The organism is Chitinophaga skermanii (assembly GCF_003259335.1).
GTDB lineage: Bacteria > Bacteroidota > Bacteroidia > Chitinophagales > Chitinophagaceae > Chitinophaga > Chitinophaga skermanii.
This window is the reverse complement of record NZ_QLLL01000003.1, coordinates 256,827-270,400: the sequence shown is the minus strand read 5'-3', so window position 1 is coordinate 270,400 and position 13,574 is coordinate 256,827. Positions and strand designations below refer to the sequence as shown.

Genomic DNA, 13,574 nt, shown 5'->3' with positions numbered 1-13,574 from the left:
AACTTCTATTAAGAGATGTAAAAATATACAAATACATGGCTTTAAGCGGAGAAATTGGTAAAAAAGGCGAACAAATAGCCCGTGATTATTTTCTACAGCATTCCCACTTCCACATACTACATCAAAATTGGCGCCATGCACGCCAAGAAATAGATTTCATTGTTCAATCGCAAGGAACTATCATCTTTATAGAAGTTAAAACAAGAAGTAGCGACCAATTCGGTTATCCCGAAGCAGCAGTAGATCCACGAAAACAAGCTCACCTACAATCAGCCGCTACGGCATATTTAGAAAAAATGGATGCTTCCCCGGAAGCGATTCGATTTGATGTAATAGCGATCGTATTACATACCAATGAATCCTTCGAACTACAACATTTTGTAGATGCTTTTTAAACTTGTTGCTCTAACAAGAAGGCTAACTGCATGGCTTGTAATCGCCGCGCCAGTTTAACCACAATCTGGTTCTTGGAAGACAATCGTCCCATTAGATGAGCCCGGTCTGTCCATGCTACGCGGTTATAGCGTAGCGATCCCTCGTCGCTTTCATAGAATTTTACTTGGGGCGCATCAAACAAGAGGGTAATACCTTCTTCATCGATCACTTGCCGGATCGACTGGATAGGCATTTCGTAGCGTTTGATGTAAAAGCTTTTCGGGGTGGAATAACGTAGTGTAACGGAAAGAATGTCTTCATCGTGAAGCAAGAAAGGTTGGATCACAGTCAATTCTTGGTGATACGTTTTCTCGAACTTCTTTTTGTAGAAAGCTAGAAAGTCATTCAGCATAAGTGCGAATGCTAATCCTTCATTACGCGACATTTTCCTGGATGGACGTTCTTCGCTAGGCGGCGTCCATTGCAATGTTGGTTGTAATTTCGGTTCCCTTACCATTAGGCATGATTTAATAGTTAATGCCATCGAGCCATGCAGCCAGCCGCATCGACGGTCGATTAATGCACATGAAGTACTTGTAGCATAATAAATAGTAAATACTGCAACGATAAATGCATCCTAGTTGTGTGCTGCGAATAGGAGGAACACAACTTAAAACTACCAATTTACTCGTCACCTGTTCACTAGAGGTGATCGCTATTTGTTTGTAAAGCTTAGGAACGTTTGTTAACATTCATAGGATGAAACGTGTGGGATCTCAAAATATAAATACCATGCATTCGTTTCCTTCATCCAGTGTAACTACCCTTTAGATCATTTGCAATATGATATGGTATAGTAAAATTTACTGATAATGTCTCTGTTGTACGTGTAAAGGTTTCAATAATTAGGAATACTTACAATACCCTTTAATCGGTATTGTTTTATTTGATGCATTGCTTAACTTCTTATAAGTTACAATTTATTTGTTATATCAACTATATAATTTTTCTAGGAAACTTACACAATTAGGCTAACTAACTGGTAATTAATTCCGACAGCCATTTATTTATATCGCCCTGGATTTGGGCTTGGGTGGCTGTGTCTTCATTAAAGATTTCGTGGTAACGGCCTGCGTATACCACCAAGGTGGCCAAGCCTTCCGGGATATTTTGGTAAAACTGCCTGCCACCATCGGGATCGACCAAGTGATCGTCGCCGGCAATGAGCAGTAATGTAGGTACCCGTAAATGCTTCGCTGCTTGAATAGCCACGGGCCCTTCATCTAGCATGAAGTTAACAAGTGTTGGGGTTACTTTATCGTGATTGAGTGGGTCGCGTTTTAAATGATCGATAACAGCTTGTACATGTGATACTTTTTCCAGTTTAAGGCCGTGCGGTACTTGTAAGTGAGGGGTAACGAGTATGGCGGTTTTCGCCAATGCTCTTTGCAATCCCGAGATGCGGGGTATAAAACCCGGCGACGATAGTATCATACCACTGGGCTGGATATAACTGCCGGTTACTGCACGCCCCACTACTACGCCGCCCATTGAATGGCCAAGCACCAGTGGTGCCCGGATGACGCCCCTATTGGCTAATTCCTTCGCATATTCATCGAAAATTAATTGTAAATCCTCAACGAGCGACATAGCATGGGGTATATCACCGCGTTTGCCGCCTGAAGCCCCAAAACCGCGTTGATCGTATAAACGCACCTCGTAACCATTTGCTTGGAACCATGGTACAACGTGGTCGTACCTACGGGCATGCTCACCCACCCCGTGCACAATGATAATTCCTGTTTTTAAAGATTGCTGCGGTTGAAGCGGCCAGGTAAAAACTTGGAGGGTAATGCCGTCTTGGGTTACTTGGTGACTGAGTTTTACCGCTTGGTTCGTGGTTTCCATGGTTGTTTATATTAGCTTTAGTCTAAATAAATATAAACAATCCTTGTAAAAACGACAAAGCCGGTTTTCCACGCTGAATTGAAAAACCGGCAGCTGCCGTGTAAGAGCTCGAAGCTTGTAACCCGCTAAGGACAAGACTTCGAGCTTACTGTGTGTTTCCTATTATGAAAAAAGCTTCGATAGTAAAACACCCTAAGAAATGATAAAGTTTGCCAAGTGTATCGAGGAAATAGATATGATTTTTCATTACATATATTAATATCCAACAATATTTCTTGTGCTGAAATTTCTTTAAAATTGATTTTGAATAAATTATGCTGTTACAATATAAACAAGCCACTGACACTAATTTGCAGCTGTACTGCATAAATATTTTCAAAAATAAAATCAAGGAAATACTGTATATTCAATAACGTTCCCGCTATTCTAAGACAATTCAATGTAACCCGGTTGTAATGCCAACAACACGACACTTAACACTTACTCAATAAAATCCTTACACGTATGAAAACACAAGTACTGGTACTCGCCTGTTTTGTGTGCAGTTGTATCGGTGTGTCATGTAATCAAACAGCCAACAAAATTGCTACAGTAGCCCAAATCAAGTCGCTTTTAGCAGACCCTGCCGCTTCCACCGGCAAAACATTTAACGTGGAGGGGTATTTCTTGAAAGACCCGGCACCTTACTTGGTTACCGCCTTAAAATGGGCCAACATGAACAATGCCATGCCCGATAGCACTTTTATCCCTTTAGAGGGTGCTATTTTTGACACGTTACAGAATATAAACGCTTACCAAGGGGCTTTTTTGCAATTGGAGGGTGTATTATCGGCGGCAAAGAAATTCGTGGTGACCAAGATTCATATCGAGAAGCCTGCGGAGCGGAATTTCGTATTGCCTGTTCCCACAAAATTATGCTACAACAATAAAGCGCTATGCGAGGTTACATTCGTTGGTTCCTCGAATATGGCTTTATTATATAGCAGTGTAACAGAACCGGGCTTGGCACGGTCGAGGTATTGGAATGATTTAAAATTCCTCTACCATGTATTGAAAAGTAAATATGGTTATACTGATGAACGCATTGTAATTGTATACAACGATGGCAAACCCCTTGATGATGAAATGCCGGTTAATTTCGCTGCTACCAAGGAGGGCTTTGCTGGGGCGATGGCTGCTTTGAAAGGCCATCTCACCAATACTTCGGTACTATTTATATACACAACCGGCCATGGCGGTGGGTATTACCAAGCATTGAACACCAATATCGGCGGCGTTAAAGATGCGGTAGGTGATGATGAGAAGGATGCTTTTGGGTATGATGAAACATTTGGAAATGGCACTATTACGGATGATGATTGGGAAAGCGGTATCAATCACTTGCAATTTGCAAAACTCATTGGCGTTTTTCAACAAAGTTTTGGTGGCGGTTTACTGTATGATTTAAGGGGATTGAACCGCGTATTAATATCGGCCGGTAATGAATTTGAAGCAAGCTGGGGACCATCGTATGGTAACCACGATATGTTTAGTTTCCACTTCATTTCAGCATTAAACGGCGCTCGTCATGATGGTTTCGCTGTAGATGCCGATCTGAATAATGATGGATTAGTTACCTTGTTGGAAATATTTCTATTCGCGAAAACGAAAACCACCCCTAACGAACATCCCCAGTTAGAAGATACAGGCGATGGTGTAAGTACCGATAAACCTAGTGGGAAAATTGGAACGGAAGGCGCCTTAGCAAACAAGACAATTTTCAAATAAACGATCGCAACACGGGGTACAGCAAGCACCCGCTGCATCCCGTGTTTGTAAATATTCGTTTAGTATACCTACCTAAAAACTGCGCCACTACCTCACTTGAATAAACTAAAATTAGGCACACTATATAGTTGACAAAATAATTTTAAGCGTCAAAAAACAATAGATTTTATAATAAAATCCATTCAAAATTGATTTTTTTCGATTTTGCATACACTTCTTGTATCCTTCCAAACCAGCTACCAGCTTACATTTGTAAAATTATTTTTCTACGTTAACGAACGCTTCACAAACTGTAATCAATTTTTGTATGATCTTTATTGCGGGTTAACAAAAACAATGGATGAAACTGCCGCGCCTTGATTCTTCTTGGGGCGGCTTTTTTTATTTAGTAATTCTGGTTGACGATCCTTTTATCCTTCTTTTAGAAATAACCGGAAGATGTACAACAGTTCGTACAAGATAAATCCCACCACTAATACTTCTTGAAAACGCTTATTATTCACACGTATCGCCACTAAGCACAAGATAAAATGCGTCATATTCCGAACCGGGTATTCCCATGTGTAATGACGATAATACGCTTCTCCCTTAATCAGCGTATCCACAAAATCGAATAAATAGGTCGAGGCTAGTATCGCAAAAAACCACTTCTTCCTGGAATAAAAATATACTTGGAAATCTTCTTTATGGTCACGCAAATCGTCGGGATATAACATCGAGGCTAAAATGTAGAAAAGTAGTATGTACATAATCACGAAGAAATACTCCGTGAAATACCATTGTTGAATAGTACGTAAGTAAATTTCCCACCACCAAAAATGTAAGAGTAACAAGAAAAGGTAAAACACCCATGCTAAGTGCACCCAGTATATTTTTAACCGCCCCGGATGTTGTACAAAGCGCACCGTTCCCCGCAAAAGCACGGCCACGCTTAAGCTGAGGATCATAGCAATGACCGTTTTTATGTGACTATATTCCTCCATATAAAGAGTTTTCTTTATAATAAACAAGGTACCTGCTTTGTTCACCAACAGAAAATGTAATTTCGGTCGATGAAAACCCAAGCAGCTAAAACGTACAAATACATCGCCTTTCTCCGTGCCATTAATGTAGGCGGCCGCACCGTTAAGATGGATGCGCTGAAACAATTGTTCGTCGACATGGGATGCTTCCACATCATTACCTACATTCAAAGCGGTAACCTCATCTTTGATACTACAGAAAAAAATGCAGCAGTATTAACAAAGAAAATAGAAACATACCTGCTAGCACAATTAGGATATGAAGTCATTACCGTACTCAAACAACCGGCAGAACTGGCTTCCATCATCAACCAGCACCCATTTCTCGACATTAACAATGAAACACACACCCAATACGTGATGCTGTTAAATACGATGCCGAATGCTGCTCAAATCAATTCTGTCATGGAAAAAAGTACCGACATTGATACATACAAAATAATAGGCGACGTGGTGCATATTCGTTGCCATAAAGCACCGGGCATTAAAAACTTGTTTTCGAATATGGCTTTGGAGAAGCTAATGAAGATAGGTGGTACCACGCGAAATTGGAATACTATGAATAAACTATTAGCGTTAGCACAATAACAAAATAGCCCGCTTCTTGCGAAACGAGCTACTTGTATCATTTAAATAAATCATCATGTGCAATGTGACTTACTATTTTATACCCGCACTGTGAGGATGTTTGATGTCGAGATTGGCTTTTGCCTTTTTGTGTTTCTTTTTCTTCTTACCATACCATATAATGAAGCCGGTAATGGGTAAAGAGCCGCAAATGAAGCTAGCGAAGAAAGCAATAATTTTACCGGTTAAACCGCCAATAGCACCAACGTGAATATCGTAGTTCATACGGTATAGTTTGTCGGCTGCGGTCGCTTTCTTATATTCTTGCCCGTATATCCCCCCTCCTTCTAATGCTGCCAATGTATTGCGATCGAAGAAGCGGTATTCGCGTTTGTAATACGTGCCTTCATCGGGATTATAACTAACCGTAATTGGATCGGTCGGCGTATTGGGGTATGATACTTGGATGCTGGCTGTAGGATTATTGTAGTGTTGTACGCTTTCCAAGTAGATTTTATCGACGTTCGTCATAGGTGCTGCTACTTGTGCTGTAAGCGTATCGGAAACGGGTTCTTCCCATTTCGCTAATTTCTTACCTCCAGATGTAACAAAGTAAGAACCATTAGCAAACCATTCGAAACCCCAAACGAGACCTGTTAGGGCTAATACGAGTGCAATCAGCATCACGTAAAAACCAAGCACATTGTGCAAATCGTAATTCACACGCTTGAAACCGGCTTTCCATTTAACTTTGAAACTCTTTTCTTTGTTGGTTTTATTCCATTTCTTTGGCCACCACATAATCAACCCCGACATCAATATCACCACAAAAATCAAGATCGACCATGCTACGATGGGCTGCCCAATAGGTGCCGGTAAAAACAAGTAAAAGTGTCCTGCTAATACAATACGGAAGAAATCGCGGTTCAAGGCTTTTTTTGCTAAAGGTGTACCATCGTAAGGATTGAGGTATACCATGCTATAGCCATCTTTGGGATCGAGGAAAGCTACAACAGCAGCTTTATGCTGATCGCCATATTCGAAACCGTAGATATTCGCTTTTGCGGTATCGGAGCCATAAACGTACAATTTGGCGCTACGTTCCAATTGTGAAGGTAATAAGAATGGTTTTTGCTGCGGTTCAACGAATTGGTATGGCTGGGTAACATTTCGAATCTCTCGTTCAAAAGCTAAGATACACCCCGTTAAACTCACAAATACAACAATGATACCTGTTACCAAGCCAAGCCATAAGTGCAACCAATCGTTTATTCTACGGAATAACGACTTGTTACTCTTCTTTTTTCTTGGCTGAATCGCCCCCGTTTTCTTACTAAATGCGAACAATTTCATATGTCAAGCAATAAATCCACCCCGCATGGCTACGCGCGGGGTGGATGTCAGTTTTTTTATGTTGGATACTGTACAATAATCTTTACTAGAAGCGGTAACCTACAGTAGCACGCACATTTGTACCGGGCTCTGTTTGCCAATAATAGTACGAACCGTAAGGAGCACCACTATATAAGTATTTATTGAAAATGTTATTAATGTTCACGTTTACATAGTACTTAGGCATCGCGTAAGAGATACCTGCATCTACACGGAAGTAGTTTGGCAATTGATCTTTAGCAGTTGCCGACCATGCCCATGTAGTACGATCCACTTGGTATTGATAACCCGCGGAAAGGCCTAAGTGTTTGAAAATACCTTTACTAAAACGGTAGCTTAACCAACCATTTGTTAAATGTTTCGCGTAACCCGGAATTTTATTTCCTACGTTCGCTGGGTTGATATCTTCTGTTACTTCGTGATCTGTGTAAGCGTAGTTCAAGGTTAATTGTAAGCCCTTCACAATTTCACCTCGTAAATCGAACTCGATACCTTTCGCTACTGTTTCTCCCAATTGTAAAGAGAAAGCGTCTTTAGGTAAGTGCGTGGTATCTGGATCACCAATGATTTTACCTTTGTTGGTAATATGATAAGCCGCTAAAGTGGTATTCCATTTTCCACCGAACCAATCTTTCTTCACACCCAATTCAAAGGTGTTACCTTCTAAAGGTTTCACTGGTTTATTTGGATAGATAATACCTGCTTGGCCCATGAATGATTGGTCGAAATAACCGTACACGTTTGTACCTTTTGCTACTTCCACGTTCAAGCCAACACGCGGTGTTACTTTATTGTCTTTGCTAGTACCACCTACAGTGTGTGCATCTGTTTCGAAGTTGGTATAACGTAAGGCTACGCTTAACCTAGCACGTTCTTTCCAGAACACGATTTCATCTTGTGCATAGAATGAATAGTATTTTTCATCCGCGAAGTAAGAAGCACGATCTTTCAAAGGTTTTGAACGATCGTATGCAGGGATGCTGCTTTTCGGTACACCGTAATGTGGGTTGTATATATTGAATGGATCTGTTGCTGTATCGAGGTTGAAACCTTGTCCCCAAGTGGCCATATATTGTTTTTTACCGGCATCGATACCACCGAGCAAGTTGTGTTTTAGCGCACCTGTTTTGAAGGAACCGTTTACGAAAGCTTGGCCTAATTGGTTTTTACCTCTTGAATCCCACATGCCCACACCACGAATCAAATCACCATTTTCGTGAACGCCAAACTGCCAATCAGGCCAAATAGAGCTACCGAATGTAGTAGAATTGAAGATCGCGAATTGAGCAGTGAAACGCCAGTTTTTATTGAACTCGTGGTTAAAGGTTAAGAAACCACTGTGATCGTTGATTTTTGTAGGATCGAGGTTTTTCTCGTACATGGTGAAGTTACGGGGTAAATCGCCATAACCTTTCGGCGAGAAAACATAGGCAGAACCAATCAATGCCATTTTAGAGAATTGGTAATCGTATTCTGCTGTAATAGATGTTTTATCGTTGAATTTGTAGGTTAACACAGGTGCTACAGAAACCCTGTCGTTATATTCACCGGGACGGTGAGCCCCTTTTTTCTGTCCCATTACATTCAAACGGTATAATAACTTACCATTTTTAGTAAGCTTTCCATCCAAATCTATCGTAGCTCTATAAGTATCGAAAGAACCAACAGATACTGTTACTTCACGTTGCGAAATACCGGTTGGCTTCTTCGTAACCACGTTATACATACCGCCAGGGTAACCGCTTGCCAACATGTAGTTAGCAGGTCCTTTTACAAATTCCACGCGCTCTACAAAGCTCATATCTTCTGTTAAAGGTCCCCATGGCATAGAAACGTTCATGCCATTTCTGAAAGCAGAAATTTGAGAACCACGCATGTTAATATTAGCATAGTTATCCCAGTGTTCTAACCTTGTAACACCACTTACGTTGCGGGTTACACCTTCCAACATATCGAAAATAGCCTGGTCGGCTAACAATTTACTTGTAACTACTTGGATGTTCTGTGGAATTTCTTGTAATGGCTGGTTTAAACGTAATGATGGCGAAGGATCTACCGCTTTATACGTTTGTTTGTTGCCTTTTACTTCCACTTCAGAAAGGTTCGCATCGTTCGCTAATGTTACGTTCAATACGCTTTCTTGATCGTTCTGAACTGTTACATTCCTTTCTTCTGTTTTATAGCCTACCAATGAAATACGGAGTGTATACTCACCGGCAGTTAGTTTACGGATAATGAATTCACCTTTTTCATTGGTGAATGTACCGCGTGCTTTATTTTTTAGTTGAATGGAAACCAAAGGAGCAGCTTCGCCATTCTCGGAAGTGATTTTCCCACGGATGGCTCCATTTTGTTGTGCGAAAGAAGTAAGTGTCGCCAACAAAAAGCAAAATAAAAGTGGTAATGTGTGTTTGTTCATAAAAAGAGGAAGAGTTCCGATTTCGATTTATACGCCAGTTATACTTAGTCTATACTTAAACCGCTGCGAAATTAGTCGCGGGGGAAACGAGTAGGAAAACGAATCGGGAAATTCGTTTACGCAATACGGAAAATATTGAACTACAAAGCGTTTGCATATGATAGAGCAGGAAAATTACTCATATAAGAACCTTGCTCATAGGGTGTCTTTACAATTGGCCGACAATCGAAGCGGGAAGCGGGATGTTGGTTCGGATCTTGTAGCTTTTGGGAGAATTTTACAGAACAAGCGGGAAAAATGATCCATTTTGCTCCCTCGTTGTTATATGAAAAACCCAAGCGCATTGAAATTATGTCATTACTATTCAGCAAATTAACGATCCGGGAAGTAACGTTTAGGAACCGTATTACGGTTTCGCCGATGTGTATGTATTCATCGGAAGACGGCTTTGCAAATAATTGGCATATGGTGCACTTAGGTTCCAGGGCCGTAGGTGGCGCAGGATTAGTTATTTTTGAAGCCACGGCCGTTTCCCCGGAAGGTAGAATTTCAATAGGCGATTTAGGGCTCTGGAAGGATGAACACATCCCAGTCCTCCAGGAGATCGTTACCTTCATACACGAACAAGGCGCCATTGCCGGTATTCAATTAGCACATGCCGGGCGAAAAGCCAGTTTCGACATTCCCTTCAAGGGCACCCGCCTCCTTGCACCGGGCGAAGGTGGTTGGCAAACGGTAGCGCCTAGTGCCATCCCGTTTAGCGAAGCTACCAGCACGCCGCAAGCTTTGAACGCAGATGGTATTAAAAAAGTCATCAAAGATTTCGTGAAAGCAACAATACGTGCCTTACAAGCAGGTTTTAAAGTAATCGAAATCCATGCCGCGCATGGCTACCTCTTGCACGAATTCTTGTCGCCACTCTCTAACAAACGAAGCGATCACTACGGCGGCAGTTTCGAAAACCGTACCCGGCTTCTTCGTGAAATAGTACAAGCAGTACGTACCGAATGGCCAAGCTACTACCCGTTATTTGTAAGAATCTCCGCTACAGACTGGGTGGAAAATGGCTGGAGTATTTCTGATTCTGTTGCCTTGGCAAAGGAATTAATGCCGTTAGGTGTCGATTTAATTGATGCATCTTCGGGCGCTAATATCCCCAATGTAAAAATCCCAGCTAAGCCATTATACCAAGTGCCACTCTCCGCCTCGATCAAAGAGCTAAGCGGTATACTAACCGGTGCTGTAGGTCTCATTACAACGCCGCAAGAAGCGGAAGATATTATCGCAAAAGGACAAGCAGATATGGTGATGATGGCCCGTCAATTACTCCGTGATCCATATTTCCCTATGCATGCAGCACATGCTTTAGGCGCCAGCATTACATGGCCGGTACAATATGAAAGGGCCGCACCTTAAGGCTGGTATGATAGCTCGTTGGAGAATAATCGCAATCCCTTCGAAGTAAAATAAGGGTATAACATCTTCCAGAACGTGTCTTTATAGAAGTCCATCGCTGCTTTCATGGGTAACCCAACATTCACAGCATTACTCGACAGCCAAAAATCCGCTACGATAAATACCTGGGTGGTTAGCGCCCTATATACAGCAGCCGGAATATCCCGCCTAAAGATGCGTTTTTGTATCAGCATATGAAATATCTGCTCAAATTGTTGTACACGCTGCTGGGTAATACGGATATAACGACTCTTAATCGCCGGTACTCTTCGAACAATCGCTACAAAATCCAAGAAAATAAACCTGTATTTATACATCAAATCAAAGGCCTCGTCCACCGAAGATTTAAATACATGAATAAGCGATGGCTCTAAAGGTCGCTCTACTTGCATATCGGTGATAAGCCGACTAAAATGGTCTTCCAGCTGTTGATAAATGGCCAGGATAATATCATTCGTTGTGCGGTAGTGGTATTGCAAATTACCATGACTAATACCCATTTCGCCGGCAATATGCCTAACCGTTACCCCTTCAATACCTTCTGCATTATACAACTTAACAGCGGTATGTAGAATCCGCTCTTTTGTAGATAAATTCATCATAGCGCAGCAAAAATAAAGAAAAAAAATACACTAGGCCAATCGACCTAATTATTCATTCATACCCTATCTTTGTACACCGAAATAAACCTTCTAATATGAAAAGGGCCATCATTGTAGGCGGCGGTATTGGTGGATTAACAACAGCCATCGCACTACAACAAAAAGGCATTGAAAGCACAGTATATGAACAAGCGCCTGTGCTAGCACCTGTTGGTGCAGGTATTACACTAGCCAGCAATGCACTAAACATCTACGATTTATTGGGAATTGCACAACCAGTAGTTGACCAAGGCATCTATCTTAAAAGTGCCCGTATCTTAAACCAAAACGGCGGGCTTCTCTCCCGCTTACCCTACGAGGAATTAAAATCAACTTATAAATGGGGTGCTGTTGCCATACACCGCGCAGCTTTACAACAAGTATTAGTAAATGCTATAAGCGGTCAACACATCCAAACAGGCAAAGTGTTCCAACGTTACGAACAACATGCACACGATGCCACTGTTTACTTCGAAGATGGCACTAGCGATACAGCCGAATACGTCATTTTCGCAGATGGTATCAAATCCAAAGGACGCCAACAAATGCACCCAGGCATTCAACCACGGTTCTCTGGTCAAACGTGCTGGCGGTTTATCAGTCCTTACCAATTACCCACTCCGCAAAGAGAAGATGTATTTGAAATGTGGGCCAAGCAAAAAGGCCTCCGTGTTGGATATGCACCGATTAACGGGCAGGAAATCTATGGTTATATTACCACTTTTGCAGCAGCAAATGGACAAGATGATCCGGCACATGTAAAAGAAAAACTTCTAGATATTGTTGCCGTTTTTCCACCTGTTGTAAGAGAATTAATGGCAGCCACTCCATTAGATAAAATCATGCGCAATGATTTATACGATATAAAGCCATTTAATGGATGGAGCAAAGGAAATGTGGTGCTAATGGGCGATGCAGCGCATGCTACCATGCCTAATCTTGGCCAAGGTGCTTGCCAAGCTATTGAAAGTGCTTATGTACTAGCACAATGTATTGCTCAACACCACCCGGCAGCAGCATATGCCTTGTATGAAAAAATGAGAAAACCAAAAGCCACTTTCATTACCAATACAAGTGATTTAATCAATAAAATCACGAATACTAGTGGTCTTATGAAGTCTGTTGTATTACAATTCATGAAATGGGACCTTACTAATTACCAAGCGAAACAAATGGATAAAATGCTATCCATTCAATATATTCACCAATAACAAAAAAGCCATCTCCGCAAAGAGATGGCTTTATACTGATCACTTACATGAATATTATCCCGCTAATACCCCGCCATCTAATGCCAAGATGGAACCATTGCAATAAGATGAATCGTCTGATGCAAAGTATATAAAGGCTTTGGCTACTTCTTCAGCACGACCTAATCTATGCATAGGGGTACGATCCGTCCATTTTTTATGAATACTTTGATCGATGTTCGCGAGCAAAGGGGTTTCGATATAATAAGGACAAATAGCATTCGCTCGAATGTTTTGCGCACCGTATTGCACAGCAATATTCTTCGTCATTCCAATTACGCCATGCTTTGCGGCAGTATAAGGCACCAAACCAGGTTCTGCTACTAAACCAGCCAACGACGATAAGTTAACAATTACCCCACCTCCTTGTTTCAAAAATTGTTGTAGTTCATATTTCACACAGTAGAATTGTCCTGTTAGGTTAATATTAATAATACGTTCCCATGTTGATTCTTCCATATCATGAATACCTGAATACGGCCCACCAACACCGGCATTATTCAAGGCTACATCTAAGCGGCCGAACGCTTGAACCGTAGCATTGATGGCTGCCTTTACACTTTCTACATCCGATACGTCGATCGGTACAAACAGCGTTTTCGCGCCAAGGGCTTTTAATTCTTGCATGGTTTCATCGTGATGAGAATTGGGCAGATCTGCTACCACTACAATAGCGCCTTCTTTCGCAGCTTCAAGGGCGGAAGCTTTACCAATACCGGAATTACCACCGGTAATAAATACGACTTTGTTCTCAAGCTTTTTCATCTTCTAATGATTT

12 protein-coding genes are annotated in these 13,574 nt (G+C 41.6%); 5 read left to right on the top strand and 7 right to left on the bottom strand.

Going from position 1 to position 13,574, the window contains the following annotated elements:
• The first annotated feature begins 35 nt into the window (after window positions 1-35).
• Window positions 36-395: a YraN family protein gene (locus tag LX64_RS08790; protein ID WP_111597271.1), complete on the top strand. Its 360-nt coding sequence runs from the start codon at window positions 36-38 to the stop codon at window positions 393-395.
• Here LX64_RS08790 and LX64_RS08785 read toward each other — a convergent pair.
• Together LX64_RS08785 and LX64_RS08780 are read right to left on the bottom strand one after the other, a co-directional pair.
• Window positions 392-892 carry a hypothetical protein gene (locus LX64_RS08785; RefSeq protein WP_111597270.1) on the bottom strand — a complete coding sequence of 167 codons (501 nt, stop codon included), beginning with the start codon at window positions 890-892 and terminating at the stop codon, window positions 392-394. The genes LX64_RS08790 and LX64_RS08785 overlap by 4 nt on opposite strands.
• Window positions 893-1,410: 518 nt before the next feature.
• Window positions 1,411-2,283: an alpha/beta hydrolase gene (locus tag LX64_RS08780; protein ID WP_111597269.1), complete on the bottom strand. Its 873-nt coding sequence runs from the start codon at window positions 2,281-2,283 to the stop codon at window positions 1,411-1,413.
• Between the two features lie 504 nt (window positions 2,284-2,787).
• Between LX64_RS08780 and LX64_RS08775 the strand changes: the two genes are divergently transcribed.
• Window positions 2,788-4,050, top strand: a complete 1,263-nt coding sequence (locus LX64_RS08775; protein ID WP_111597268.1) for a hypothetical protein — start codon at window positions 2,788-2,790, stop codon at window positions 4,048-4,050.
• A gap of 410 nt (window positions 4,051-4,460) precedes the next feature.
• Here the strand turns inward: LX64_RS08775 and LX64_RS08770 are convergent, their stop codons facing one another.
• Window positions 4,461-4,997 carry a hypothetical protein gene (locus LX64_RS08770; protein WP_148707254.1) on the bottom strand — a complete coding sequence of 179 codons (537 nt, stop codon included), beginning with the start codon at window positions 4,995-4,997 and terminating at the stop codon, window positions 4,461-4,463.
• A gap of 105 nt (window positions 4,998-5,102) precedes the next feature.
• On the opposite strand from LX64_RS08770, the gene LX64_RS08765 reads away from it, so the two are divergent.
• Window positions 5,103-5,660 carry a DUF1697 domain-containing protein gene (locus LX64_RS08765; RefSeq protein WP_111597266.1) on the top strand — a complete coding sequence of 186 codons (558 nt, stop codon included), beginning with the start codon at window positions 5,103-5,105 and terminating at the stop codon, window positions 5,658-5,660.
• 72 nt (window positions 5,661-5,732) lie between these two features.
• Here LX64_RS08765 and LX64_RS08760 read toward each other — a convergent pair whose 3' ends face one another.
• A complete protein-coding gene (locus tag LX64_RS08760; protein ID WP_111597265.1) occupies window positions 5,733-6,992 on the bottom strand; it encodes a PepSY-associated TM helix domain-containing protein in 1,260 nt (419 codons plus the stop codon).
• A gap of 85 nt (window positions 6,993-7,077) precedes the next feature.
• Entirely contained in the window at window positions 7,078-9,450 is a 2,373-nt protein-coding gene (locus LX64_RS08755) for a TonB-dependent receptor (RefSeq protein ID WP_111597264.1), read from the bottom strand.
• Window positions 9,451-9,801: 351 nt separating this feature from the next.
• Between LX64_RS08755 and LX64_RS08750 the strand changes: the two genes are divergently transcribed.
• Complete coding sequence (locus LX64_RS08750) at window positions 9,802-10,866, top strand: NADH:flavin oxidoreductase/NADH oxidase (protein ID WP_111597606.1); 1,065 nt, start codon at window positions 9,802-9,804, stop codon at window positions 10,864-10,866.
• Here LX64_RS08750 and LX64_RS08745 read toward each other — a convergent pair.
• Window positions 10,863-11,507: a TetR/AcrR family transcriptional regulator gene (locus LX64_RS08745; RefSeq protein WP_111597263.1), complete on the bottom strand. Its 645-nt coding sequence runs from the start codon at window positions 11,505-11,507 to the stop codon at window positions 10,863-10,865. The genes LX64_RS08750 and LX64_RS08745 overlap by 4 nt on opposite strands.
• A gap of 95 nt (window positions 11,508-11,602) precedes the next feature.
• Here LX64_RS08745 and LX64_RS08740 point away from each other — a divergent pair, with 95 nt between their 5' ends.
• On the top strand, window positions 11,603-12,757 hold the full coding sequence (locus LX64_RS08740; protein WP_111597262.1) for an FAD-dependent monooxygenase: 1,155 nt from the start codon (window positions 11,603-11,605) through the stop codon (window positions 12,755-12,757).
• Between the two features lie 54 nt (window positions 12,758-12,811).
• On the opposite strand, the gene LX64_RS08735 is transcribed toward LX64_RS08740, so the two are convergent.
• The gene (locus LX64_RS08735; protein ID WP_111597261.1) at window positions 12,812-13,561 is read right to left on the bottom strand and encodes an SDR family NAD(P)-dependent oxidoreductase; all 750 of its coding nucleotides are present in this window, start codon (window positions 13,559-13,561) and stop codon (window positions 12,812-12,814) included.
• Window positions 13,562-13,574: the final 13 nt, after the last annotated feature.